We start from the raw sequence: 25755 nt of genomic DNA on the forward strand, positions 1-25755 counted from the left end.
CTGATGTTCACGGGGTTTGGGGCAGTGGAATGCTCGCAATTTCAGTTGCTTCATTGATCGTCATGCCGCTTGTCTGCGGCCTGTTCTTTTACCAGAGGGGACGTGCGCAAAGCCGCCTGCTGGAAGAACTCGAGTTGCGCCGCAGGACGGAAGAAAACCTCTCGCGGGTTGTCCACACAGATCAGCTGACGGGTATCGCCAATCGCGTCGCGCTGGAGCGCGATCTTCGCGAACTGCTCACCACCGGATCGATGCCTCCAGGCCGCACGGCTCTGTTGATGCTCGATCTTGATCGCTTCAAATTCGTAAACGATTCCATGGGGCACGATGCTGGCGATGCGTTGCTTGTCGCGCTTGGCCAGCGGTTGATCCAAGCAATGTCAGGCATCGCCGCGGTTTATAGGCTGGGCGGAGATGAGTTTGTTATCGTCGTTGCCGGCTCTCCGTCGCAAGGCAAGCTTGACGATATCTGCATGACCATCAAAGGTCTTTTCATCGAGCCGTTTCAGCTTTCGTCCGCGCAGTTCTGGACGGGCGGGAGCATCGGCGTCGCCTATATAGAGCCGGAAGACCGGTCAATTTCTGCGGTTCTCAAGCGCGCCGACCTGGCACTCTACAAGGCCAAGGAAATTGCCGGCAACAGCCATATGGTCTATGCGCCAGAAATGGCGGAGGAGGCAACGCGCAAAGGCGAGATCGAGTATGATCTTTCCCGCGCATTGGCGGCCGGCGAATTCTATCTGGAATACCAGCCGATCGTCGGTATCGAGAGCCGCGCGATCCGCTCCTTCGAAGCACTGATTCGCTGGCGCCACCCGGACAAAGGCATCATCCCGCCTGATCATTTCATCGCTGCTGCCGAAAAGACCGGCCTGATCCTGCCAATCGGAAACTGGGTTTTGAGGACCGCCTGCCTGGAAGCGGCGCGGTGGCCTGCACCAACTGGCGTCGCGGTCAATGTCGCAGGAGACCAGTTCAAGGACCGCGCTTTCGTTCCCCATGTCAAAGCGTGCCTTGATGAAGCCGGACTTGCTCCAGGCAGGCTCACCATCGAGGTCACCGAGTCGATCTTCTATGTCGATGCCGATATCATCCGCGAAAGCCTGACTGAACTCCGTGCCTATGGTGTCCGTATCGCGCTTGACGATTTCGGCATCGGATTTTCGTCGATCAACAATCTCAGGCGTTTTCCACTCGACCAGCTCAAAGTCGATCGCTCGTTCACCCAGGCGATGCTTGGCAATCAGCGGGATGCCGAAATCGTCGATATCATCCTACAGCTTGGAAACACGTTCCAGGTGTCGACCACGATAGAGGGTATCGAAACCGAGGGGCAGATGGAATTCGTACGGGCGCTTGGCGCTTCGGAAGCCCAGGGCTTTCTGATTTCAAGGCCGGTGTCGGCGGAGGGCGCGATTGCCATCCTTCAGCGGGAGCCGGAAAGGCTCGCGGCGCGGTTAATCGGCTAGAGCCGGATTGCCCGGACGAGGCTCAAGAAACATGTTTAGCATCAAAGTGATTGCCACAAAGCCTTCCTAAATGCGTGGAATCCTGTTCTTCTGACACCAGCGAAGCAGGGACGATGTGCATGAAGAGAAAACGGTGGTTCTGGCTCGCAGGCTCGGTATCGGCAGCAGTGGCAGCTGCCGCGGGCTGGCTTGTCATCATGCCGCCGGATTTGCTGCGGGTCGGTGACGGTTATGCAGCCAAGATCGTCTGCTCCAACGTTTTCATTGCCGACAGGGATGCAAACACGGTTCTTGCCGAGGATGTCCAAGCGCCTGGGCATCCGCTTCTGCGCCTGGTGCGGATATCCGTCGATAACATGCGAAAAACAGTCACAGCGCGCATGTTCGGTTTTGCGGCGCCGGGCCGGGCCATCTATCGTGAGGGGCTTGGCTGCACCAATGTCACCGAGGGCGAATTCGCAGCTTTCCCCGGAAACCGGCAGCTTCGCCGCCGGGCGCCGCAATCGGATGATGCCAAGCCGTGGCCGGATGGCAGCGGCACCGCCGTCAATCCGGCAGTCCAGACGCTTTTGACCGATCCGCAGCTTGCAGGCCCTGGCATGCGCGCCATCGTCGTCGTCAAGGATGGCAGGATCGTTGCGGAAAACTACGGCGAGGGTTTTAACAGTGCAACGCCGTTGCTCGGCTGGTCGATGACCAAGTCGGTGACGGCTGCCCTGATCGGCTTGCGGATCCGCGACGGTCAGATGGCGCTCGACCGGACAGAACTTCTGCCGCAATGGCGTAACGATCCGCGCAGCCAGATCAAGCTTGCCGATCTCATGGCCATGCAGAGCGGTCTGCAGTTCAACGAGGATTACGGCGATGTGACTGACGTCACGCGCATGCTCTATCTGGAAGGCGACATGGCCAATTTCTCGGCGGCCAAGCCGCTGGAGGCAAAGCCAGGCGAGCGTTTCAGCTATTCCAGTGGCACATCGACCATTCTGTCGCGGCTTTGGATGGACACCTTCGGCAGCGTGCGCGAGGCACTGACGTTTCCGCGCGCTGCGCTGTTCAGGCCGCTTGGGATGAACAGCGCAGTCCTGGAGCCGGATGCGCATGGCACCTTTGTCGGCTCGTCCTATATGTATGCGACAGCGCGGGACTGGGCTCGGTTTGGCCTCTTCCTCCTGCAGAATGGCAGCTGGAACGGTGAACAATTGTTGCCGCAGGACTTTGTCAATTACATGCGCACGCCAACCCAGGCATCGGGCGGACGCTACGGGGCAGGGCAGGTCTGGACAAAGTTCGGAAGTGACGGCGGGCCGCCTTTGCCCGGTGATGCCTACTGGCTGCAGGGGCATGACGGTCAGACCGTGATGCTGGTACCGTCGCTTGGCCTAGCGGTCGTCCGGCTGGGGCTGACGCCGTCGCGCAGTGGCTATGATGTGCGCCAGCTGCAGGCCAAAATAGTAGAAGCGGTCAACTGACCGCTTCCAAGCTTGAAATCACTAAAGTTGAAACATGATAAGGAGAGGCCGGCCCGGCCTTACTTCATGCCAAGCGTTTCAAGCAGGCCCTTGCGCTTGGCGTGGTAATAGTAGCCGCTGGCATAGAGCTTGACGGCGCCGTCGTTCTGGTTGTCGGCCACCATCCAGGCACCGGCCAGATATTTCGTCGCATATTTCAGGTTGGTTTCGGCATCGAACAGGCCTTCGGCGGGGCCTTCGTAGCCAAGCCCCTTGGCCGTGTTGTAACGGATCTGCATCAGGCCGTAATTGCCGGCATGGTAAGCGCGCGGATTGTAGGTGCTCTCGCGCTTGACGACGCGGTGGACCAATTCTTCCGGAATATTGTTGAGCTTGGCGTAATAGGCGATCAGGCGGTCGAGTTCCGGGCGCGAACTTGTCGGCTTTTCCGTGATGCCCAAGGACGCCGGTATCGACTTTGCCATCGCATAGGCGCTGGCGCCGATCGATGGCTTGGCCATCGGGACGATCATGCGCTTGGCGACCAAGGTTTCCAGACCGACCGGCTCGCCAGTATCGAAATCCGATTCCATCGCCGCCATCATCATGCCCTCTGGAATCTGGGGCATGCGATCGGACTTCGCCGAAACCATGGTGTTGGCCGTGTCCGGCAGGACGGCTGCTGTTGCCGCCTGAGCGGCTGCAGATGTCTGGGGAGCCACCAGTGCATTGGCGGCCACTGCAGGTGTTTCAGTCTGGTTGGTCGCGGCAACCTGGGTCGCTGCCGTCTCACCGGGCTTCATCATGGCTGTTTCGGCTGCCAGTGCTGCGGTCGTTGCAGCGACGCCATCCGGTGCCGGCAGAGCGTAAGCCGTCATTTCCGTTCCGGGCTTGGGCAGCGGCGTGACCGTCTGCACCGCCATCAGCTGTTCCATCGGTGTCCGCTCGATGCTCGAGCAACCGCTGACAAGCGAGGCCGAGATCAGGGCACAGGCCGTAACAGCCGGTTTTGAAACGGAAAAACGGAAATTCGCCATGCTGTCACTTTCGTGCTGTCAGGCCACAGGGCCCTATGCAAATCAGCAGCCAGAGGCCACCATGCGCCGGATGTCATTAACCTATGAGACGCTGAACCGCAAGCGCGGGACGTCTTTTCAGGCGCCGGCGCGCCGCAAGCCCGCTGTTAGAAGGCCCGCGCCGATCAAAAGCGACCCGCCCGTGCGGTTGACGATGGCCTGAACTTTGGGCTTTCGAATCGTCTGGCGCGCAGCCGATGCCATCAGTGCATAGAGCGTGGCGTTGAGCGTTGCGAGCACCAGAAATGTGGTTTCAAAGATCAGCATCTGGTTGAACAGCGGGCGGCTGAGATCGAGAAACTGCGGCAGGAAAGCGACGAAGAACACAATGCTTTTCGGATTAAGGGCGGTGACCACATAAGTGTGCAGGAATATCCGCAGCGGCTTTTCTGCGGGTACCGACAGGGTGCCATCGGCAGCCTCGGTTGCGATCGGCGCACGCCAGAGCTTGATTCCGAGCCAGATCAGGTAGGCGGCGCCAACCCATTTCAGGACGGTGAAAATTGTTGCAGATGTGGCCAGCAGTGCGCCGAGCCCAAGCATCGAGGCCGTCATTGCGGTGAAGTCGCCCAGCGCCACGCCGGCGACCGTCGCGCTTGCGACCTTTCGCCCATGCCCGAGCGCATAGGAGATGACCAGAAGAATGGTCGGACCGGGAATGGCGAGAAGAATGGAGGAGGCGGCGACAAAGGCCAGCCAGTGTTCGATCGACATGAAAACGGCTCCGTTTGGACTTGGCGTTCGATCGAGGAAGCCATGCGCAAACGGAGCCGTCAATAGGCGTTTATAAGCCGGATATCAGTTTGCCGGCGACCATTTCTGGCCGATCACATCCATGACCTCTCCGAACCATTTGACCGAGGTGTCGAAATGCTTGCCGCCACGAATGCGCGGGAATTCGATTGTCCGCAGCTTGCCGCCTTGATCTTCGTCATGGCCGGTGACGCCGGAGACCTTGTTCAGGGCGCTTTCGACGGCAAGATCGACCATGCCCTGGATGAGGCGCAGGTCGTCGGCATTCGCCGGTGCGGAGCGGGCATAGTAGCCGGACTTCTGCACCATCGACCGTTCGGCGCCGAGGAGGGCTGCGAACTGCTTGGAGAACCAGCCGCCGACATTGATCGTGTCGATTTTCACGTGACCGAAGGCGTCGCGCTTGACGGCTTCACCGGCTGCTTCGCGCTCTGCAACGACGGCATCGAGGCAGGCGCCTTCCGAGACGAACAGGGTGACGAAACCTGTCTTGTCCATGATGGCGCGCAGCCGTTCGGCTTCGGTTTCCAGATTGAAAGCGGTCTCGGGCAGATAGAGGCCGTCGATATTTTTCATCTGACGGTTCATCATGAAACCATCGACGAATTCCCGGTCGTCGATATGCTGGATATAGGAACGGGCGGTCGCTGCTGTCAGCCAGCCGCAGTGGCGGCCCATGACTTCGTGGACGACGAGCGTGCGCGGTGCGGCACTTTGTTCGTTGCTGACATTGTCGAAGAACTTTGCGCCGTATTCGGCGGCAGTCCAGGCGCCGAGCGACTGGCGGATCGGCACGACGTCGTTATCGACGGTCTTCGGCAGGCCGACGACGGTGAGGTTGTAGCCGTTGGCGCCGAGATAGGCGGCAAGGTCGGCCGCCGTCGTGTTGGTGTCGTCGCCGCCGATTGTGTGAAGGATGGTGATGCCGTCGTCGGCCAACCGTTCGGCTGCGACGCGCAACGGGTTCTGGCCTTCCTTGACCAGGCCCCGCTTGATGCAATCGGCCGTGTTGGTCAGCTTCACCCGGCTATTGCCGATCGGCGAACCGCCGTGACGGTGCAGGATATGCGCCTTTTCGCGCATATCCCGGGTGATTTCGATGCGATCGGCCAGCAGCAGGCCCTGATAGCCGGAGCGATAGGCTACCAATTCGATATCGGGCGCAATGTCGGTATAGCGCTCGATCAGGCCGCCCACGGCAGAGGATAGGCATGGCGCGAGCCCGCCTGCGGTCAGCATTGCAACTTTCTGTTTGGCCATGGAGTCCTCCTCGGGGATTGCGGCAAGATCGTTCGGGGTCTCTCTAGCGCAATTCCCATGGAAGTTAAATGACATGCTGCATGTATGGCGGTGGACGGATCAGGCGATCCGCGCTTTTCGTCCGAGCCAGACGATCAGGGCAACGGCAATGGCAAAGCCAATTGTCGAGGGGCTGATCACTTCACCGAGCAGGACGGCGGAGACGGCGAGCGTGACGAATGTTTGCAGCAGTTGCACCTGCGCCACCCGCGCGATACCGCCGAGCGCCAGCCCGGCATTCCAGAAGATGAAACCGGCAAACATCGACATCAGGCCGAGATAGGAGAGGGCGCCGAGTTCGGCAGCCGTTGGAGCTTGAATTCCATCCTTCATCACCAACAGCGTGGCAACGACGGAGAGCGGTGCGGTGATGACCAGCGCCCAGGAAATCACCTCCCATCCCGGGATGATCCGCGAGACCTTGGCCGACAAGACATAGCCGAGCGACGCGGTGATGGCGGCGAGAAAGAGCCATGCGTCGCCGGCCTGCAGGTGAAAGCCACTTTCGCGGATGGAGAAGAACACCACCAGTGCCGCACCGGCAAGGCCATAGGCCCAGAAGGCCGCACCCGGCCGCTCGCCATCGACAAGGGAGGCGAAGATCGAGGTCAAGAGCGGCAGGATTCCGAGGATGACGCCGCCATGGCTGGCAGGAATGGTCTGCATCGCTGTGGTGGAGAAAATGGGGAAACCGTAGACTACGCAGATGCCAGCGCCGAGCAGAATTGTGCCCTGTCCTTTTGGCCATCGCCTGCGCATCACGAGCAATGTTAGTCCGGCAGCGATCGAGGCAATGACGGCGCGGCCGAAGGTGATGAAGAAGGGGGAAAAGCCGCCAAGTGCGATGTGGGTCATCGGCAGGGTGACGCCGAAGATGATGACGCCGATCAGGCCAAGTGCCATGCCCATGGCCTGCGGGTGGGTGGAAATACGCATCGGAACTCCAACGGAACGTGGGTTGTCCGGTCGCACCTTGCCTGGTTCGAAGCCAAATTCATTTGCATGATTGGACGATCACGACAACGAATGCTATAATAGTGAGGTGCCATCACAAATTCGTCATTTCAGTCTGATCCGCGGCTCTGGCGCCTTGCAATCCGCGCCAACATCTGGTCATGCTGGTTGGTGAGCTGCATGATTGTCGTGGCGGCACAGCCGTGCGAGCCGCCTTGCATTTGCGCATGGACGCACTGCCCGTGCCATTTCCACTTCAAATACGTGGATCAGCCAACTATGGGAAAGAACGTGCCTATGTCATTCTGGGATAGCATCCTCAGCATCGTCACCGCGACGGGCAATGCGCTCGCCGGTGTGATTGAAGCTGTGCGGACGCTGTTTGAAGGCGATCCGGAAACGCGCCGAAAGGTGGCGTTTTCCGTTGCCATGATCGCGCTGTCCGCCAAGATGGCAAAGGCCGACGGTATCGTCACCGAGGCCGAAGTGTCGGCATTCCGCGATATCTTCAAGTTTCCCGACGACCAGGCACAGAATGTCGCCCGGCTCTACAATCTGGCCCGTCAGGACGTCGCCGGCTACGAGGCCTATGCCGAAAAGCTCGCTTCGCTTTGCGTGTCCTGCGATCAAAATTGCCCCGTGCTGGAAGACATCATCGACGGGCTCTTCCATATCGCCAAGTCCGACGGTGCCGTTCATGAGAAGGAATTGAACTTTCTCACGCGCGTTGCCGAGATCTTCCACATGAAGGAAGAGCGCTTTCAGGAGATTATGGCCCGCCACATTCATAGCGCCGGCGCCGATCCGTACAAAATCCTTGGCGTCTCGCCGAAGGACGATTTTGCGATCATCCGCAAGCGCTACCGTGTGCTGGTGTCGGAAAACCATCCGGACGTTCTGGTTGCCCGGGGCGTGCCGCAAGAACTGCAGGCGATCGCCAATGATCGCATGGCTGAACTCAATGCCGCCTATGAGGCGATCGAGAAAGAACGCCGCGCCGCATGACGGACTTCGCCTGTGACTACCCCACAGCACGTTTCGTGCCATCGCCCAATCATGGCGAAAGGGCAGGCGGGCTGAAGCCCGACATGATCATCCTGCATTATACCGGCATGGAGACGGCGGCTGCAGCCCTCGATTGGCTCTGCCGCGACGAAAGCCAGGTTTCCAGTCACTATTTCGTCCATGAGGATGGCCGTGTCGATCAGCTGGTTGCAGAGGATCGCCGCGCCTGGCATGCGGGCAAGAGCAGCTGGAAGGGCGAGACCGACATCAACTCGCGCTCGATCGGCATCGAAATCGCCAATGCCGGCCATCCCGGCGGGCTGCCGGATTTCCCCTCCATACAGATTGATGCGGTCGTTGAACTGTGTCGAAATTGCGGCGAGCGGTGGTCGATAACCCCGGAAAGGGTGCTGGCTCACAGCGATATCGCCCCTATTCGCAAGGTTGATCCAGGAGAAAAATTTCCTTGGGAACGGCTGCATACCGGCGGCGTCGGGCATTGGGTTCCACCGGCCCCGATCGGTGGCGGTCGATTTTTCCAGCGTGGCGATCAGGGCCAGCCTGTCGAGGCTGTGCAGACTATGCTGTCGCTCTATGGCTACGGAATTGAAGTGACAGGCGTTTTCTGCGAGAAAACCGAAGGTGCGGTGGCCGCGTTCCAGCGGCATTTCCGTCCAGCGCAGGTCGATGGCATCGCCGATATTTCGACGCTGGACACGCTGCACAGGCTGCTCTCGACCCTGCCGGATTTCAGCCGCTGAACCGTTGCCCTGCCGGTCATTCCGAAGGCCGTTTCCGGCTGCTTTCCGATTAATTTTGTGCACTGCCACATCATCACCACGATGCCGGGGTCTTTTGCGGCCATACCAAACCGCAGGGAATTCAGGCCTCCAGCCATTCCTGTTGATGACGAAAATCGGGATGTGAGACGGCAGGGCGGGGTGCGCCCAAGAGGCCGTGGCGCCCGAAAGTGGAGACTTCAAGCTAAATGAGACTATCGTATCTTGCTGCGGCGGCGGCATGCTTCTGCATGCTGTTTTCTGGGGTTGAAACGTCGTATGCCGGGGGCACCGACAAGACCATCACATCCTCCATCAAGCCAGTAAACAGAACGACCGGTTATCCCTCACCGGGCACGGATTCCCTCAAATCTTCCGTCTACAGCGGCCTGATCAAGACCTATGCCAAGCAGTATGGCGTCCCGGTCGATCTCGCCCATGCGGTGATCAAGGTCGAAAGCAATTTCAATCCCAAGGCACGCGGCAGCGCCGGCGAAGTCGGGCTGATGCAGATCAAGCCCGCAACAGCGCGCATGATGGGGTATTCCGGGGGGAAACAGGGCCTGTTCGATCCCGAAACCAACATCAAATTCGGTATGAAATATCTCGCCATGGCACATGAATTGTCCGGCGGTTTCACCTGCGGCACGATCCTGCGCTACAATGCCGGGCACGGCGCCAAGAAGATGAACCCGGTATCGCGCCGTTATTGCGGCAAGGTTCAGGCGATCATCGATTGATGCCAGAGGATGCCGGACCGAAAATCCGGCGCCGTATTTTCAAGTTCGCAGATGCCAGCTGGCTGGTGCCATGATATTGCCGAGGGATCGTTTCCCGAGGGCGCATCATGGCAGGCACATTCGATTTCATCATTGTTGGCAAAGGCATGATGGGGGCGGCGGCAGCCCGCCATCTGGCAAAGAGCGGCGCAAAGATCGCGCTGATCGGGCCGGACGAGCCGGAAAATTGGGCGAGCCACGATGGTGTTTTCAGCAGTCATTACGACAATGGCCGCATCACCCGCACGATCGATCCCGATCCTGTCTGGGCGCTTCTGGCGCAGCGATCCATTGAGCGCTACGCCGATATCGAAACGGGCAGTGGTGTCGGCTTCTACAGCGAAGCGGGCTGCCTGATCGCCGCACCTTTGCCGGGTGGTGAGGAAACAACGCTCGACCACGTCATCGCCGCCCGCAACCGTCTTGGCGTCGAGGCACCGTTTGTCGATGAGCAGGAACTGGCTGGGCAGTTTCCCTGGTTCCGGTTTCCGCCGGGCTATGGCGGCGTCTTCGAACCGCGCAACGCGGGCCATATCGATCCGCGCGCCTTGGTCAAGGCCCAAGTCATTCTCGCTCAAAAGGCCGGGGTTACGGTTGTTTCGTCAGAGGTCTCTGCAGTCGCGCGTGTCGGAAGCAGTGTGAATGTTCGTACGGTTGACGGAGCGATTTTGAAGGGCGGCCGCGCCGTTATCGCTGCTGGCGGATTTTCGATATCCGCGAAATTACTTGCCCGGCCTCTGGATCTCACCGTCAAGGCGCGCACCGTGCTGTTTGCCGAGGTGGCGGAGGCTGATCTCCCTCGATTTGCCGGAATGCCGTCGCTGATTGGGTCTGCGCTTCAGCAAGACGAGAGCTATTATCTCTTGCCGCCGATCCGTTATCCAGGTGGTAAGTTTTATATCAAGATTGGTGGCGATCCGAGCGACGTCAATATTGCATCGGAGCCGGAGGTTCGCGCCTGGTTCCGGGGAGAGGCCAATCGATCCGCTGCCGACCATATGGCGGGCTTGTTATCCCGCGCCATGCCGTCCTTTGTGCCTGCTTCGCTCCGCTGGAGCCCTTGCGTGACCACCTTCACCCGCCACGGTTATCCCTATATCGGCTTTGCCGATACGGATCGCGTTGCTGTTTTGACTGGTGGCAATGGCGCGGCGGCAAAAAGTTCGGACGAGATCGGCCGGCTCGGCGCGTCGCTGCTTTTGAACGGTGTGCTCGATGCGCCCGAATACGATACGGATTTTGCCGTCTGCTTCAGATAGAGTGCCCGCATACCTTTTTACTTTTGTCACTGGCAATTGCCGGACACCTCGGCTATGGACCGCGGGCCAGTTGGCCGGGCAGCCGCGCTCCGCTATGACCGAAAGGTTGCGGGGGGAGGAAAGTCCGGGCTCCACGGAAAAACGGTGCCGGATAACGTCCGGCGGGGGCGACCCCAGGGAAAGTGCCACAGAGAGAATACCGCCTGCCTCGGCAGGTAAGGGTGAAAGGGTGGGGTAAGAGCCCACCGCACGCATGGCAACATGAGTGGCAAGGCAAACCCCACCGGGAGCAAAACCGAATAGGGATGACGTGGTTCGCGCAAGCGTTCCGGCCTTTTCCGGGCCAGTCATCCGGGTGGGTTGCAGGAGGCAGCGCGCAAGCGTTGTCCCAGATGAATGGCTGCCACGTTCCGGCTTTCGGGCCGGAGCCATACAGAACCCGGCTTACAGGCCAACTGGCAAATTTCCCTTCTTTTTCAACTTCACAGGTGGCGATCTTCGAAATCTCGTATCTGTTTGAATATGTATTTAAATTTTAGATTACTAAAATATAATACACGAAATCCATGCGGCATGATTCGCCGGGGAATCCAAAGTCTTGACTGTGCGTTTGTAACCATTTGTTAAACTTAACAGACTATCAATATTTGCTGACGACGCGTGCTGAAATAGAGCAAATCCCATTGACGCCCATATGGTCCCATGTTATCCCAGTCATGCACTGCACACGGGCTGATTCAAGCCTACTCACCGCAAGTTTCGGAGTTGCTCCGTAAGGGGTTTTCGATCGGGCATGTCGCCCGGCTGTGGGGTGCTGCGTGTCCTTTTGATGGTGCGTGTGGGCTGTTGGGGCTGGCATGTCCACCGGGAACGGCTGTACCGTGTCATGAACCGCTTCCTTTCGCATGCGACAAACAGGATCGATTCCAAGGGGCGGGTTTCCGTTCCTTCGATGTTTCGTTCTGTCTTGTCGGCGCTCGATATTCGGGAGCTTTACTGCTTTCAGGATTTCGTCTTTCCGGCTATCAGCGCCGGCGGTCCCGAATTGCTGGATCGCTTCGAAAGGCAAATCAGTGGCGAGGATCCGTTCTCGCCACGGGCCAATCAGATGTCGCTCCTGGTTCATGGGGGCGGGGTCTTCATGAAGCTCGACCAGGAAGGCCGGTTGATGGTCACGGATTTCATCCGCGATTTCACGGGTATCGACACGGAAGTCACTTTCGTGGGGCGGGCGGATCATTTTCAGTTGTGGGCGCCGCACGTGTTTGCGGAAGCGCAGGCAGCGGCAAGGGAAGAGCACAGATTGCGAGGTCTGCGCTCGGGCTAGAGTGGAGAGGCGGAATGATGACGGATCAAGGCACAGGTTTTGCTGATGCCGAAGGCGGACCGGTCCGTCACATTCCGGTTCTTCTCCCCGAGGTTCTCGCAAGCCTGGATCTTGCTCCAGGTAAAATCATCCTTGATGGAACGTTTGGCGCGGGCGGTTACACGTCGGCGATTCTTGCTGCTGGTGCCGATGTGATCGCGCTTGATCGCGATCCGGCAGCCATTCTGGGCGGTCAGCCCTTGGTCGCTGCCAGCGCCGGTCATCTCACCCTTGTCCATTCCCAGTTCTCCGATCTTGCGCAGCATGCTCCCGACGGTGGTCTTGATGGCATCGTGCTGGATATCGGGGTTTCCTCAATGCAGATCGATGAGGCGGATCGCGGCTTTTCCTTCCAGCGGAAAGGCCCGCTCGATATGCGCATGTCGTCGGATGGCGTCTCTGCCGCCGATGTCGTCAATCGCGCCAAGGTGTCGGATCTCACACGCATCTTCGGCTTTCTCGGTGAAGAGCCACAGTCCGGCCGCATCGCCCGCGCCATCGAGAAGCGCCGCCTCGAAGAGCCATTCGTCACGACCCGCGATCTCGCCGGTCTGATCGAGCTGGTGACGCCGCGCAAGGCCAAGGACAAGATCCATCCCGCCACGCGCGTCTTCCAGGCGTTGCGCATTTTCGTCAATGACGAGCTTGGCGAGCTTGCCCGTGCGCTGTTTGCGGCTGAACGTTGCCTGAAGCCCGGCGGGCGGCTGACTGTGGTCACTTTCCATTCGCTGGAAGATCGGATCGTCAAGAAATTCTTCCAGGATCGCGCCGGCAAGGCCTCGGGTTCCCGTCATCTGCCGATCGCGCATGAACGCGCGGCAACTTTCGCACCAGTTGGAAAGTCTATGGTGGCGGCAAGCGAAGAAGAAGCATCCCGCAATCCACGCGCCCGGTCCGCCAAAATGCGGGTTGGTGCGCGGACCGCGGCTCCGCCCGAGGCAGATGACCTGTCCATTTTCGATTTGCCGAACCTTGCAAGCCTTGGAAAGATGGGGGGCTGAGACATGTTGCGTAGTTTTGACATCGTCCTGATCGTCGTCATGACAGCCGCCGCCACGGTCACGTACACGATCAAGCATCAGGCCGAGAACAAGCTTGAAGAGGTTCGCAAGCTGGAGGCGGGGATCAAGCTTGAGGAAGACACGATCGATCTCCTGCGCGCCGACTGGGCGCTGCTGACGCAGCCAAACAGGCTGGAGAAACTCGTCGGCGTCTACCAGCAGGATTTGCAGCTTGCGCCCACCGACCCGACCCAGCTTTCCCGCCCGGAAGAATTGCCGATGTTGAAGGCCGACATGCCGCCGCCCGCGGACGTTCTGGAAGCCATGGGGTTGGCGAAGGGCAAGGGCAACACCAAGGCGAAGAAGCCCGTGGTTGACACGGACGATATTGCAACCGGTTCGGTGGATCGCTGATGTCTTTTCTTTCCCGCATCATGGTCGTCAAGAGCAAGGCTCACTTCTCCGCCGGCGGCAACAATCATCCCGGTGATCTCGGCAAGCCGTTCGAAGGCACGCGCAAGCGGACCAGCAATCAGGCGAAAAGCCGGGTTGCGATCGTCATCGCCAGCTTTACGGCTGTTTACTGCATCATAGGTGGCCGTCTGGTCCAATACGGTCTGGCCCAGCCGGAGATGGTCTCGAGCATCGGCCGTGCCGATAATCTGATGGCGTCGCGCCCCGATATTCTTGATCGCAACGGTGAAATCCTCGCGACCGATATCCGCACGGTCTCGCTCTATGCGGAACCGCACAAGATCGTCGATGCCGATGAAGCCGTCGAGCAGCTGTCAACCGTTCTGCCCGGCCTGAACGTCGCCGATATCTACAACAAGCTGAAATCGCAGTCGCGTTTCCAGTGGCTGCGCCGTCAGTTGACCCCCAAGCAGCAGAGCGAAATCCTGGCGCTGGGCATTCCTGGTATCGGCTTCCGGCCGGAAAAGCGCCGCTTCTATCCGGGCGGCGCAACTGCCTCGCATATCGTCGGTCACGTCAATGTCGACAACCGCGGTATCGCCGGCATGGAACGCTGGATCGACAATCAGGGGCTGGCCGATCTCGCTGCCATCGGCATGACCAGCGATGCCAAGCTTGAGCCCGTCAAGCTGTCGATCGACCTTCGGGTGCAGAATATCATGCGCGATGTCATCGTCGACGCGATGACGAAATTCCGTTCGCTTGCCGCAGGTGGCGTGGTGATGGATGTGAAGACCGGCGAAATCCTCGCCATGGTCTCCTATCCGGACTACGATCCCAACAAGCCGGCCGATGGAGCCAAGGAAGGCTGGATGAACCGCATGTCGAACGGTACGTTCGAGATGGGCTCGACCTTCAAGTCCTTCACAACGGCGATGGCGCTCGATTCCGGCAAGGTAAAGCTTACCGACAGCTTTGATGCCACCAACCCGATCCGCATTGGCGGCTTCACCATCAAGGACTTCCACGGCAAGCGCCGTGTTTTGACCGTACCGGAAATCTTCCAGTATTCATCCAACATCGGTACCGCCAAGATGGCCGACATCGTCGGCATCGAAGACCACAAAGAGTTCCTGACCCGCATCGGGTTGCTGACCAAAATGCCGACCGAACTGCCGGAAGTGAAAACGCCGAGCCAGCCGCGTGTGTGGAAGAAGATCAACTCGATCACCATCTCCTTCGGCCATGGCGTCTCGACCACACCGCTGCAGACGGCAGTGGCGGGAGCGGCCCTTCTGAACGGCGGCAGTCTGATCGAGCCGACCTTCCTGCCGCGCACGGTGGAGCAGGCTCAGGCGGCCTCGACGAAGGTCATCAAGAAATCGACCAGCGACGACATGCGCTTCCTGTTCCGCTGGAACGGCGTCAACGGCTCAGGCCGCAACGCCCGCGTGCCGGGCTTCAATGTCGGCGGCAAGACTGGTACGGCCGACAAGGTCGTCAACGGCCGCTATTCGAACGACGCCAACTTCAACGCCTTTCTGGCCGGCTTTCCGATCGATGATCCGCGTTACGTGGTCCTGACCTTCATTGACGAGCCGAAAACCGACAAGGGCAATGGCGCGGCACTGGCAGGCAACACCGCTGCACCGATGGTGCGCGATATCATCAGCCGTTCGGCGCCGCTTCTCGGCGTCGAGCCGAAGTTCGGTGAAGACGGTTCTGCCTTGCTTGTGTCTTATTGACCATGGAATGACAATCTGGAGGATTCGCCGCCCGGCGCGTCGGTATAACTGAAAAGTGCATCCATGAAGATCAAAGACCTGATCGGGAAGGATTTCCCGGAAATTGCGTCACAGCTGGGCTCAGGGGCCGGCGACATCGATATCGCCGCCATTACCGCCGATAGCCGGCAGGTTGCCCCGGGTTCATTGTTCGTTGCTCTCTCGGGAAGCAAGGCCGACGGCAAGGCTTTTATCGACGATGCCATCGCCCGCGGGGCGGCTGCCGTTGTGACCGGCGTCAAGGCTGCAGGCGAGACGCCCGTTCCGGTCCTGTCTGCCTTCACACCGCGCCGCGTGCTGGCGATTGCCGCAGCCAACTTCTATGGAAACCAGCCGGATACGATGGTTGCCGTCACCGGGACCGCAGGCAAGACCTCAGTTGCCTCCTTTGCCCGGCAGATCTGGGCGCATGCGGGCTTTGCGGCTGCGATGATCGGCACGACCGGCGTGATTGCGCCCGGCCGCAACGATTATGGTTCGCTGACGACGCCCGACCCGGTTTCGCTGCACAAACTGCTGGCCGAACTGGCCGATGCCGGTGTTACCCATGCTGCGATGGAGGCGTCCAGCCACGGATTGGACCAGAACCGGCTTGATGGCGTCCGCCTTGCTGCTGCTGGCTTCACCAATCTTGGCCGCGACCACATGGATTATCATCCGACCGTCGAGGACTACATGGCTGCAAAGATGCGGTTGTTCGATGGTGTCTTGCCAAAAGGCTCGCCGGCGGTGATCTTCTCCGATGATGCCTGGTCGGCACAGGCGATTGCTGCTGCAAGAGCCGCGGGACATCTGGTGCTGACTGTTGGCCGTAAAGGTGACTACCTGTCGCTGAAGCGGGTCGAGCATTTCCGTCACAAGCAGATTGCCGAAATCCATGTCGGCGACGAGATTTTCGAAGTGCAAGTGCCGCTTGCCGGCGATTTCCAGATATCGAACGCGCTGGTTGCGGCAGGTCTCGCCATGTCGACCGGCGTTAGCGCCCGAGCGACGATGGCTGCCCTTGAAAAGCTGCAGGGTGCGTCCGGCCGTCTCGAACTGGTTGGTCATACCAAAGAGGGCGCACTCGCCTATGTGGACTATGCCCACAAGCCGGATGCCCTGGAAAACGTCCTGACCTCCGTCCGTCCGTTTACCACCGGCCGCATCATCGTGGTGTTCGGCTGCGGCGGTGACCGTGACAAGGGCAAGCGTCCGATCATGGGTGAGATCGCTACGCGGCTTGCCGATGTGGTGATCGTCACCGACGACAATCCGCGCTCGGAAGTGCCTGCCGTCATTCGCAGCGAAATCATGGCTGCGGCGAAAGGCGCCACCGAGATCGGCGACCGCGCCGAGGCGATCAAGGCTGCTGTCGACATGCTGAAATCGGGCGATACGCTGATCGTCGCGGGCAAGGGGCATGAGGAGGGGCAGACCATCGGCTCCGTTACCCTGCCATTCTCCGATCATGACGAATTGCGCAAGGCATTGGGAGGTCATTGATTTGGGCTTTCTGTGGACCACGAGCGACCTGATGGCGGCTATGCACGGCCGCCCGATGGGCAATCTGCCGGAAGGCATCACCGGCATTTCCATCGATAGCCGGTCTCTCGGCAAGGGAGAGGCCTTCTTCGCCATCAAGGGCGACCGTGTCGATGGGCATGATTATGCCGGTATCGCGATGGCCAATGGCGCAACCCTTCTGGTTGTCAGCGAAGCGAAACTGCCAGCACTTGGACGGTTGAACGCGCCGATGATCGTCGTCGATGACGTTCTCGACGCTATGGTGCGGCTCGGCTGCGCCGCGCGTGACCGCAGCGCCGCCAAGATCATCGCCGTCACCGGGTCTGTCGGCAAGACGACGACCAAGGAAATGCTGCGGCACATGCTTCAGCCATCCGGCCGGGTGCATGCGTCTGTCGCGTCGTTCAACAATCACTGGGGCGTGCCGCTGACCCTGTCGCGCATGCCGGAAAATACCGATTTCGGCATTTTCGAAATCGGCATGAACCATGCCGACGAAATCCGGCCGCTGGTCAAAATGGTGCGCCCGCACGTGGCGATCATCACCGCGATCGCTGCCGCCCATCTTGGCAATTTCAAGGACCTCAAGGAAATCGCTGCCGCCAAGGCGGAGATCATGGAAGGCCTTGTCGATGATGGCCACGTGATACTCAACCGCGATAACGAACAGTTTGCCATGCTTGAGAAGGCGGCAAACGCGCTCGGCGTTGCTCATGTTCATAGCTTCGGCAGCAGCGCCAAGGCCGATTTCCGCATGGTCGAATATGCCGGCGGCTCGGAACGCGGTACGCTTTGGGCCGCGCTTGACAACAAGACGCTGGAAATCCCGATTGGTGCGCCCGGTAGGCACATCGCGGAGAATGCCCTTGCAGCTCTGGGGGCGGTCAGCCTCGTTGGCGCGAATATGGAGGCGGCCATTGCTGCGCTCGCCACACTTCAGCCCGAGAAGGGACGCGGTGCACGCCATCGCCTGGCGATCGGGCCGGGTGCGTTTGTGTTGATCGATGAAAGCTACAATGCCAATCCGGCTTCGATGCGGGCTGCGATCTCGCTTCTGAAAGACACGGCCCTGCCTGAAGGAGGGCGCCGGATCGCCATTCTCGGCGACATGCTGGAAATGGGCGAATCCTCTGGCGACGTTCATGCCGGGCTGGCGCTTCCGCTGGTTCAGGCCGGGATTACCGATATCTGGCTCGCTGGCCCGGAAATGGCGCATCTGCGCGATGCTTTGCCGGATAACGCGCATGTCGAATACCGTCCGTCGGTCGATGAACTGAAGGAATTTGCGCTTGGCTCCATCGCCGCTGGGGATGTGGTGATGATCAAATCGTCGAAAGGAACCGGCTGTGGCAGGATCGTTTCGGTTCTTCTTGAGCGATATCCGGCCTCTTTTGGCCCGGAACACACTGAATAAGGCAGGACAAGGCTTTATTGGCCGCTGTTCTATGCTGACACTTTTGATACCACGCAGTTATCCTTTCATCAGGTGATTCTGATGGATGGCACTGCAACGAACCTTTGGGGAAAGGTCCCTCATGCTCATCTGGCTTGTCGAACTGGCGGACCATTTTCAATTCTTCAACCTGTTCCGCTACATCACGTTCCGGACCGGCGCCGCCCTGTTCACCTCGGCATTGATCGTTTTCCTGTTCGGGCCGCGGATGATTTCGTCGCTGCGTGTGCGGCAGGGACGTGGCCAGCCGATCCGCGCGGATGGCCCGCAGACCCATTTCAAGAAGGCGGGAACGCCGACGATGGGTGGCCTGATGATCCTTGCCGGTATTGTCGGAAGCTCGTTGCTCTGGGCTGACCTGTCCAGCGTCTACGTCGTCTCGACATTGCTGGTGACACTCGGTTTCGGCGCCATCGGCTTTTACGATGACTATCTGAAGGTAACGAAACAGTCCGACAAGGGCTTTTCCGGCAAGGCTCGGCTCGGTATCGAATTCCTCGTTGCTGGTATCGCCGTGTTCTTCATGATGCGCACGGCGCTTTCGGCTGGTGTATCGGGTTCGACCTTTGGATCGTCGCTGACATTCCCGTTCCTCAAGGATTTCACGCTTAATCTCGGTTATTTCTTCATCCTGTTCGGCGGTTTCGTCATCGTCGGCGCTGGCAATGCCGTCAACCTGACGGATGGCCTCGACGGTCTCGCGATCGTTCCGGTGATGATTGCTGCCGCCTCCTTTGGGGTGATCGCCTATCTCGCCGGTAACGCGGTGTTTGCAAACTACCTGCAAATCCACTTCGTGCCGGGAACCGGTGAGCTTGCCGTTATTCTAGGGGCCGTCATCGGGGCAGGGCTGGGCTTCCTGTGGTTCAACGCCCCGCCGGCGGCTATCTTCATGGGCGATACCGGTTCGCTGGCGCTCGGCGGCCTGATCGGTGCCGTTGCCGTCGCCACCAAGCACGAAATCGTCATGGTCATCATCGGTGGCCTGTTCGTCATGGAAACCCTGTCGGTGATCATCCAGGTCTTCTGGTTCAAGCGCACCGGCAAGCGCGTCTTCCTGATGGCGCCGATCCATCACCATTTCGAAAAGCTCGGCTGGACGGAAAGCCAGGTGGTTATCCGCTTCTGGATCATCGCCGTCATCCTCGCCATGGTCGGCCTTTCGACCCTGAAGCTGCGGTAAGAGACTATGATCCCGGTCACCACATTCAGCGGCAAAAAGGTCGCATTGTTTGGTCTCGGCGGATCAGGCCTTGCGACCGCACAGGCGCTGGTTGCCGGTGGCGCGATTGTCACCGCCTGGGACGATAATCCGGACAGCGTGGCAAAGGCTGCGGCTGCCGGGATCGGTAACGGCGATCTCCATCAGGCGAATTGGGCTGATTTTTCCGCCTTCGTTCTGTCGCCAGGCGTGCCGCTGACGCATCCGAAGCCGCATTGGACGGTCGATCTCGCCCATGCCGCCGGTGTCGAGATCATTGGCGATGTCGAACTGTTCGTGCGAGAGAGGCGGGCGCATGCGCCCGATTGCCCGTTTATCGCCATCACCGGCACCAACGGCAAATCGACGACCACGGCGCTGATCGCGCATATCCTGAAATCCAGTGGCCGCGATACGCAGCTCGGCGGCAATATCGGCACGGCGGTGATGACGCTCGATCCGCCAGCGCCTGACCGGTTCTACGTCGTCGAGTGCTCGTCCTACCAGATCGATCTGGCTCCGACGATCAATCCGTCGGCCGGCATCCTGCTCAACCTGACGCCCGATCATCTGGACCGGCATGGTAGCATGGAGCACTATGCTGACATCAAGGAACGGTTGATTGCCGGTAGCGACACGGCAATCGTCGGCGTCGATGACGTTTACACCGAAGCAATCGCCGACCGGGCGACATTGGCCGGTCAGCGGGTCATGCGGATCGCCCGCCACCGCGCGCTTGGCGAAGGACTGTTCGCGGATGGCACGCGTGTCATGCGTGCCGAGGGCGGACTGGCGGCAGAGATTGCCGATCTCGACGGTATCGCCACGCTGCGGGGCAATCACAATGCCCAAAATGCGGCGGCGGCCATTGCGGCCTGCCTGTCCGTCGGCGTTTCCGAAAGCGAAATCCTTGCCGGGCTATCTTCGTTTCCCGGATTGAAGCACCGCATGCAACCGGTTGGCCGCAAGGGCAGCGTCGTTTTCGTCAATGACAGCAAGGCGACCAATGCCGATGCGGCTGCACCGGCGTTGTCGAGCTATGAGCGAATCTACTGGATCGCCGGCGGCCTTCCCAAGGAGGGCGGGATCACGACGTTGGCACCCTTCTTTCCGAAAGTCGCCAAGGCCTACCTGATCGGCGAGGCCGCGCCGGCCTTTGCCGCGACGCTTGGCGAGGCGGTTGCGTTCGAGATTTCCGGAACTCTGGAGCGGGCGGTTGCCCATGCTGCCGCCGATGCGGCCAGCGACACGGCCGAACTATCGGCGGTGATGTTGTCACCGGCCTGCGCAAGCTTCGACCAGTACAAGAACTTTGAAGTGCGCGGCGATGCCTTCGTCAGCCATGTCGCTGCGATCGACGGCGTGACGATGCTGATATGAGGGCGATGGCCCTGACTTTGAGAGATTGGCGCCGGACGCGCCGTTGAAGGGGACGAACAAATGGTAAGCCGTGCCGAACGTGGCCCCGTGGCCGACTGGTTCTGGACGATCGACAGGTTCTTTCTGGCGACCTTCATTCTGTTGATGGGCATCGGTTTCATGCTGTCCTTTGCGGCAAGCCCGGCGGTGGCCGAGCGGCTCAATCTCGACAGCTTCCATTTCGTCAAGCGTCACGCGGCTTTCCTTTTGCCGTCGCTGGCGGTGATGGTCGGCATCTCCTTCATGTCGCCGCGGCAGGTGCGCCGCACGGCGATGATCCTGCTTTTGGCGTCGCTCGCCATGATGGTTCTGGCGCTGTTCTTCGGGGCAGAGGTCAAGGGATCGCGTCGCTGGATCTCGCTGGCCGGCTTGTCGGTGCAGCCGTCCGAATTCATGAAGCCGGCTTTTGTTGTCGTCTGCGCCTGGCTGTTTTCCGAGCATGCCCGCCAGCCGGAAATCCCCGGAAACCTGTTTGCCATCCTGTTGTTCGGCATTGTCGCCGCACTTCTCGTTGCTCAGCCTGACCTTGGTCAGACGATCCTGACCACCGCCGTCTGGGGTGGCATGTTCTTCATGGCCGGCATGCCTTGGCTGTGGATTGTCGTGCTGGGAGGTTCCGCTGTCGGTGGCCTGGTGGTCGCCTATACTGTTCTGCCGCACGTGGCCGGACGTATCGACCGGTTCATGACCGGTGAGGGCGACACGTTCCAGGTGGATACGGCCCTGCAGGCGATCATCCGCGGTGACTGGTTCGGACAGGGACCGGGTGAGGGTGTCGTCAAGCGGATCATCCCTGACAGCCACACCGACTTCATCTTCTCGGTTGCTGCGGAAGAATTCGGTATCGTCTTCTGCATGGTGATCGTGCTGATCTTCGCCTTCCTCGTCATGCGTGGTCTGAGCCATGCGTTTCGCGAGCGCAATGATTTCACCCGCTTTGCCGTTGCGGGCCTGGTGCTGCAGATCGGCATCCAGTCGATGATCAATATCGGCGTCAATCTGCAGTTGCTGCCGGCCAAGGGCATGACCCTGCCGTTGATCTCCTACGGCGGTTCGTCCATGGTGGCGATCTGCGTGACGGCGGGATTCATCCTGGCGTTGACCCGCCATCGTCCGGAAAAGCGCGCTGTCGAGCGTAGCCTGTTTCGTTCCGGCATGGGCGTTCCGGCCGAATAGGCCGATGGAATAAGGACTGAACATGACCAAAGGCATTATCATGCTCGCCGCCGGTGGTACCGGCGGCCATCTGTTTCCGGCGGAAGCGCTGGCGCACGAACTGAAGGCGCTCGGCTACTCCATTCATCTGGTGACGGACAGCCGGGCAGAACGTTTCGCCGGCAAGTTTCCGGCCGATGAAATCCACGTCGTTCCATCGGCGACGATCGGATCGAAGAACCCGTTGAAAGTCGCATCGTCGCTGTGGACGCTCTGGTCGGGTATCCGCGTTGCTGGCCGTCTGATGAAGAAGGTACGGCCGAAGGTGGTCGTCGGTTTCGGCGGTTATCCGACCATCCCACCACTGCTGGCCGCCGTACGTGCCGGCATCCCCTCGATGATCCACGAGCAGAACGCCGTCATGGGCCGCGCCAACAAAGCTTTGGCCAACCGTGTGCGGGCGATCGCCGGAGGGTTCCTGCCTGAAGCCGATGGCCCCTATGCGGCAAAGACGGTGACGACGGGCAATCCGGTGCGTCCGGCCGTTCTGGAGGCCGCGAAGGTTGCCTATCAGCCATCCGGAGAAGGCGAGGAGTTTCGTCTCGTGGTGTTCGGCGGCAGCCAGGGCGCCCAATATTTTTCGAAAAGCGTGCCGACGGCCATCAGTTTGCTCGATGACAATCTGAGGCAGCGGTTGAAGGTGACGCAGCAGGCGCGTGCTGAGGACATGCCGATGGTCGAAGGCTGTGTTGCCAAGCTTGAGATGACCGCCGATATTGCCCCCTTTTTCAACGATATGGCCGAACGGATTGCCAAGGCGCATCTGGTCATCTGCCGCTCGGGCGCCTCGACGGTTTCGGAAATCGCGGTGATCGGACGTCCGGCCATCCTGGTGCCTTATCCCTATGCACTTGATCACGATCAGGCGGCGAATGCGGCGGCGCTGGCTGCGACCGGTGGTGCCAAGGTGATCGCCCAGGCCGAACTTTCACCGGAGAAGCTGAGCAAAATTCTCGCCGGGGCGATGACCAGCCCGGAGAAGCTCGCGACAATGGCGGCAAACGCCAAACAGGCGGGCAAACCCGATGCCGCGCGCTTGCTTGCCGCCATGGTTGAAGCTATTGCCAGCGGTTCGACGATTGCACAGTTCAAGGAAACACGCTCATGAAAATGCCGCAGACAATCGGCCTGGTTCATTTCATCGGTATCGGTGGTATCGGCATGAGCGGTATCGCCGAGGTGCTGCACAATCTTGGCCACAAGGTTCAGGGCTCCGACCAGTCCGACAGCGCCAATGTTCAGCGCCTGCGTGACAAGGGCATCGAGGTTTTCGTTGGCCATAAGGCCGAGAATATCGGTGATGCGGAAGTCGTCGTGGTTTCCACCGCGATCAAGAAGAGCAACCCGGAACTGATCGCCGCGCGTGAAAAACTGCTGCCGGTGGTGCGCCGGGCCGAAATGCTCGCCGAACTCATGCGCTTCCGCAATGCCATCGCCATCGGCGGCACGCACGGCAAGACGACGACGACCTCGATGGTCGCGACGCTTCTCGAGGCCGGTGGTCTCGACCCGACCGTCATCAATGGCGGTATCATCAATGCCTACGGCACCAATGCCCGCATGGGCGAGGGTGAGTGGATGGTGGTCGAGGCCGACGAATCGGACGGCACCTTCCTGAAATTGCCCGCCGATGTTGCCGTCGTCACCAATATCGACCCGGAGCATCTCGATCACTACGGCAATTTCGATGCCGTGCGCGCCGCGTTCCGCCAGTTTGTCGAAAACGTGCCGTTCTACGGCTTTGGCGTCATGTGCCTCGATCATCCCGAAGTGCAAACGATGGTCTCGAAGATCGAGGACCGTAAGGTCATCACGTATGGTGAAAACCCGCAGGCCGACGTGCGCTTTTCCAATATCCGCATGGACGGCGCTACCTCGGTCTTCGACGTCGAAATCCGCCGCCGCCGCACCGGCAAGGTGATCCAGTTGAAGGATCTGCGCCTGCCGATGCCGGGCCGTCACAATGTCTCCAACGCCACCGCCGCTATTGCGGTTGCCCAGCGCCTCGGCATTTCGCCCGAGGATATTGCCAAGGGGCTGGCAGCCTTTGCCGGCGTCAAGCGCCGCTTCACCTTTACTGGCGAATGGAACGATGTTCGCGTCTACGACGATTACGGCCACCATCCCGTCGAGATCAAGGCGGTGCTGAAGGCCGCGCGCGAAGCCTGCCAGGGCCGCGTCATTGCCGTGCATCAGCCACATCGTTTCTCGCGTCTGCACAGCCTGTTCGAGGATTTTTCCGCCTGCTTCAACGAGGCAGATACGATCCTTCTGGCGCCGGTCTATTCGGCCGGTGAAGAGCCGATCGAGGGCATCAATTCCCAGGAGCTCGTCTCCCGCATCAAGGCCGGCGGCCATCGTGACGCGCGCTTCATCGACGGTCCGGAAGCAATCGCTCCGATTGTATCAGCCATTGCACAACCGGGTGACTTTGTGGTTCTCTTGGGGGCTGGCAGTATCACGTATTGGGCTGCGGCACTTCCGAAGGAACTCGCAGGCATTTCAGGAAATTCCGCATGAAACAGGTACACGGAGAAAAATTGCTGGCCTCGCTGGGGGATGGCGTCAAGGAATTGCGCGGACGTTTGACACCGGATGCGCCGATGGACCGCGTCACCTGGTTTCGTGCCGGCGGACTTGCCGAGCTGATGTTCCAGCCGCATGACGCAGACGATCTCATCACCTTCCTCAAGATGCTTCCCGCCGAGGTGCCCGTGATGGTTGCGGGCGTCGGCTCTAATCTTCTGGTGCGCGATGGCGGCATTCCGGGGGTTGTTATCCGGCTTTCCGCTAAGGGTTTTGGCGATGTCGAGCTGGTTTCGGAAACGCGGGTCAAGGCCGGAGCGATCTGCCCCGACAAGAATCTTGCGGCAATGACGCTCGATCATGGTATTGGCGGTTTCGCATTCTACTACGGCATTCCCGGCACGATCGGCGGTGCACTGCGCATGAATGCCGGCGCCAATGGCGGCGAGACGCGCGAGCGCGTTGTCGAGGTGCACGCGGTCGATCGCCAAGGCAACACGCATGTGCTGTCGAACGCCGACATGGGTTACAGCTACCGCCATTCGTCGGCGCCGAAGGGGCTGATTTTCACCCACGCCGTTTTCGAAGGCTACCTTGAAGACAAGGCGAAGATTCGCGCAGATATGGATGCGGTGCGCCAGCATCGCGAAACCGTACAGCCGATTCGCGAGAAGACCGGTGGTTCGACCTTCAAGAACCCGGAAGGCCATTCAGCCTGGAAGCTGATCGATGAGGCAGGTTGCCGCGGTCTGATGATCGGCGGCGCGCAGATGTCGCCAATGCACTGCAACTTCATGATCAACACCGGCCAGGCGAGCGGCTACGAGCTCGAATATCTCGGCGAAACCGTGCGCCAGCGCGTGTTTGAAACATCGGGCATCTCGCTCGAATGGGAAATCAAGCGTGTCGGCACGTTTATGCCGGGCTATGAGGTCAAGGAATTCCTCGGCGAACTGACAGCCTGAGCCGTTGCCAATGAATTGATATGAAGAAGCCGCCGTGGAGTGATCCGCGGCGGCTTTTTGGTGTTTGATGTTTGCTAAGCC

At 59.9% G+C, this 25755-nt stretch carries 22 protein-coding genes and 1 other RNA gene; 19 read left to right on the forward strand and 4 right to left on the reverse strand.

What is annotated here, in order from left to right:
• The first annotated feature begins 29 nt into the window (after positions 1–29).
• Together ASC96_RS30070 and ASC96_RS30075 are read left to right on the forward strand one after the other, a co-directional pair.
• Entirely contained in the window at positions 30–1469 is a 1440-nt protein-coding gene (locus ASC96_RS30070) for a bifunctional diguanylate cyclase/phosphodiesterase (RefSeq protein WP_060511778.1), read from the forward strand.
• A gap of 119 nt (positions 1470–1588) precedes the next feature.
• The gene (locus tag ASC96_RS30075; RefSeq protein WP_060506727.1) at positions 1589–2941 is read left to right on the forward strand and encodes a serine hydrolase; all 1353 of its coding nucleotides are present in this window, start codon (positions 1589–1591) and stop codon (positions 2939–2941) included.
• Between the two features lie 59 nt (positions 2942–3000).
• On the opposite strand, the gene ASC96_RS30080 is transcribed toward ASC96_RS30075, so the two are convergent.
• The 4 genes from ASC96_RS30080 to ASC96_RS30095 form a co-directional block, all read right to left on the reverse strand.
• Complete coding sequence (locus ASC96_RS30080; protein WP_060506728.1) at positions 3001–3957, reverse strand: lytic transglycosylase domain-containing protein; 957 nt, start codon at positions 3955–3957, stop codon at positions 3001–3003.
• 117 nt (positions 3958–4074) lie between these two features.
• Positions 4075–4710 (reverse strand): LysE family translocator, encoded by a 636-nt coding sequence (locus ASC96_RS30085; RefSeq protein ID WP_060506729.1) that lies wholly within the window; start codon positions 4708–4710, stop codon positions 4075–4077.
• Positions 4711–4794: 84 nt separating this feature from the next.
• Positions 4795–6009: a pyrophosphate--fructose-6-phosphate 1-phosphotransferase gene (locus tag ASC96_RS30090; RefSeq protein ID WP_060506730.1), complete on the reverse strand. Its 1215-nt coding sequence runs from the start codon at positions 6007–6009 to the stop codon at positions 4795–4797.
• A 99-nt stretch (positions 6010–6108) separates the two neighbouring features.
• Positions 6109–6984: a DMT family transporter gene (locus ASC96_RS30095; RefSeq protein WP_060506731.1), complete on the reverse strand. Its 876-nt coding sequence runs from the start codon at positions 6982–6984 to the stop codon at positions 6109–6111.
• A gap of 315 nt (positions 6985–7299) precedes the next feature.
• Here ASC96_RS30095 and ASC96_RS30100 point away from each other — a divergent pair, with 315 nt between their 5' ends.
• The 17 genes from ASC96_RS30100 (at position 7300) to murB (ending at position 25674) form a co-directional block, all read left to right on the forward strand.
• Positions 7300–8007 carry a DnaJ family molecular chaperone gene (locus tag ASC96_RS30100; protein ID WP_060506732.1) on the forward strand — a complete coding sequence of 236 codons (708 nt, stop codon included), beginning with the start codon at positions 7300–7302 and terminating at the stop codon, positions 8005–8007.
• Positions 8004–8768 (forward strand): N-acetylmuramoyl-L-alanine amidase, encoded by a 765-nt coding sequence (locus ASC96_RS30105; protein WP_060506733.1) that lies wholly within the window; start codon positions 8004–8006, stop codon positions 8766–8768. Before ASC96_RS30100 ends, ASC96_RS30105 begins: the two co-directional genes overlap by 4 nt.
• Before the next feature lie 227 nt (positions 8769–8995).
• The gene (locus ASC96_RS30110; protein WP_060506734.1) at positions 8996–9526 is read left to right on the forward strand and encodes a lytic transglycosylase domain-containing protein; all 531 of its coding nucleotides are present in this window, start codon (positions 8996–8998) and stop codon (positions 9524–9526) included.
• A 107-nt stretch (positions 9527–9633) separates the two neighbouring features.
• Positions 9634–10824 carry an FAD-binding oxidoreductase gene (locus tag ASC96_RS30115; RefSeq protein WP_060506735.1) on the forward strand — a complete coding sequence of 397 codons (1191 nt, stop codon included), beginning with the start codon at positions 9634–9636 and terminating at the stop codon, positions 10822–10824.
• Between the two features lie 66 nt (positions 10825–10890).
• Positions 10891–11287: RNase P RNA component class A (gene rnpB / locus ASC96_RS30120), an RNA gene on the forward strand.
• A gap of 423 nt (positions 11288–11710) precedes the next feature.
• Entirely contained in the window at positions 11711–12151 is a 441-nt protein-coding gene (gene mraZ, locus ASC96_RS30125) for a division/cell wall cluster transcriptional repressor MraZ (protein WP_060506736.1), read from the forward strand.
• A 14-nt stretch (positions 12152–12165) separates the two neighbouring features.
• Entirely contained in the window at positions 12166–13191 is a 1026-nt protein-coding gene (gene rsmH, locus ASC96_RS30130; RefSeq protein ID WP_060506737.1) for a 16S rRNA (cytosine(1402)-N(4))-methyltransferase RsmH, read from the forward strand.
• Between the two features lie 3 nt (positions 13192–13194).
• Positions 13195–13605: a hypothetical protein gene (locus ASC96_RS30135; protein ID WP_060506738.1), complete on the forward strand. Its 411-nt coding sequence runs from the start codon at positions 13195–13197 to the stop codon at positions 13603–13605.
• A complete protein-coding gene (locus ASC96_RS30140; protein ID WP_060506739.1) occupies positions 13605–15350 on the forward strand; it encodes a penicillin-binding protein 2 in 1746 nt (581 codons plus the stop codon). The genes ASC96_RS30135 and ASC96_RS30140 overlap by 1 nt, the downstream gene beginning before the upstream one ends.
• A gap of 63 nt (positions 15351–15413) precedes the next feature.
• Complete coding sequence (locus tag ASC96_RS30145) at positions 15414–16874, forward strand: UDP-N-acetylmuramoyl-L-alanyl-D-glutamate--2,6-diaminopimelate ligase (RefSeq protein WP_060506740.1); 1461 nt, start codon at positions 15414–15416, stop codon at positions 16872–16874.
• Between the two features lies 1 nt (position 16875).
• On the forward strand, positions 16876–18309 hold the full coding sequence (locus ASC96_RS30150; RefSeq protein ID WP_060506741.1) for a UDP-N-acetylmuramoylalanyl-D-glutamyl-2,6-diaminopimelate--D-alanyl-D-alanine ligase: 1434 nt from the start codon (positions 16876–16878) through the stop codon (positions 18307–18309).
• Between the two features lie 121 nt (positions 18310–18430).
• Positions 18431–19531 (forward strand): phospho-N-acetylmuramoyl-pentapeptide-transferase, encoded by a 1101-nt coding sequence (gene mraY / locus ASC96_RS30155; protein WP_037096333.1) that lies wholly within the window; start codon positions 18431–18433, stop codon positions 19529–19531.
• 6 nt (positions 19532–19537) lie between these two features.
• The gene (murD, locus tag ASC96_RS30160) at positions 19538–20929 is read left to right on the forward strand and encodes a UDP-N-acetylmuramoyl-L-alanine--D-glutamate ligase (protein ID WP_060506742.1); all 1392 of its coding nucleotides are present in this window, start codon (positions 19538–19540) and stop codon (positions 20927–20929) included.
• Between the two features lie 60 nt (positions 20930–20989).
• Positions 20990–22144 carry a putative lipid II flippase FtsW gene (ftsW, locus tag ASC96_RS30165; protein ID WP_060506743.1) on the forward strand — a complete coding sequence of 385 codons (1155 nt, stop codon included), beginning with the start codon at positions 20990–20992 and terminating at the stop codon, positions 22142–22144.
• 22 nt (positions 22145–22166) lie between these two features.
• On the forward strand, positions 22167–23291 hold the full coding sequence (gene murG / locus ASC96_RS30170) for an undecaprenyldiphospho-muramoylpentapeptide beta-N-acetylglucosaminyltransferase (RefSeq protein WP_060506744.1): 1125 nt from the start codon (positions 22167–22169) through the stop codon (positions 23289–23291).
• Positions 23288–24703, forward strand: coding sequence for a UDP-N-acetylmuramate--L-alanine ligase (gene murC, locus ASC96_RS30175; RefSeq protein ID WP_060506745.1), 1416 nt, complete (start codon positions 23288–23290; stop codon positions 24701–24703). The genes murG and murC overlap by 4 nt, the downstream gene beginning before the upstream one ends.
• On the forward strand, positions 24700–25674 hold the full coding sequence (murB, locus tag ASC96_RS30180; RefSeq protein WP_060506746.1) for a UDP-N-acetylmuramate dehydrogenase: 975 nt from the start codon (positions 24700–24702) through the stop codon (positions 25672–25674). The genes murC and murB overlap by 4 nt, the downstream gene beginning before the upstream one ends.
• Positions 25675–25755: the final 81 nt, after the last annotated feature.

The sequence above is a fragment of the Rhizobium sp. Root1204 genome (genome assembly GCF_001424965.1).
GTDB lineage: Bacteria > Pseudomonadota > Alphaproteobacteria > Rhizobiales > Rhizobiaceae > Pararhizobium.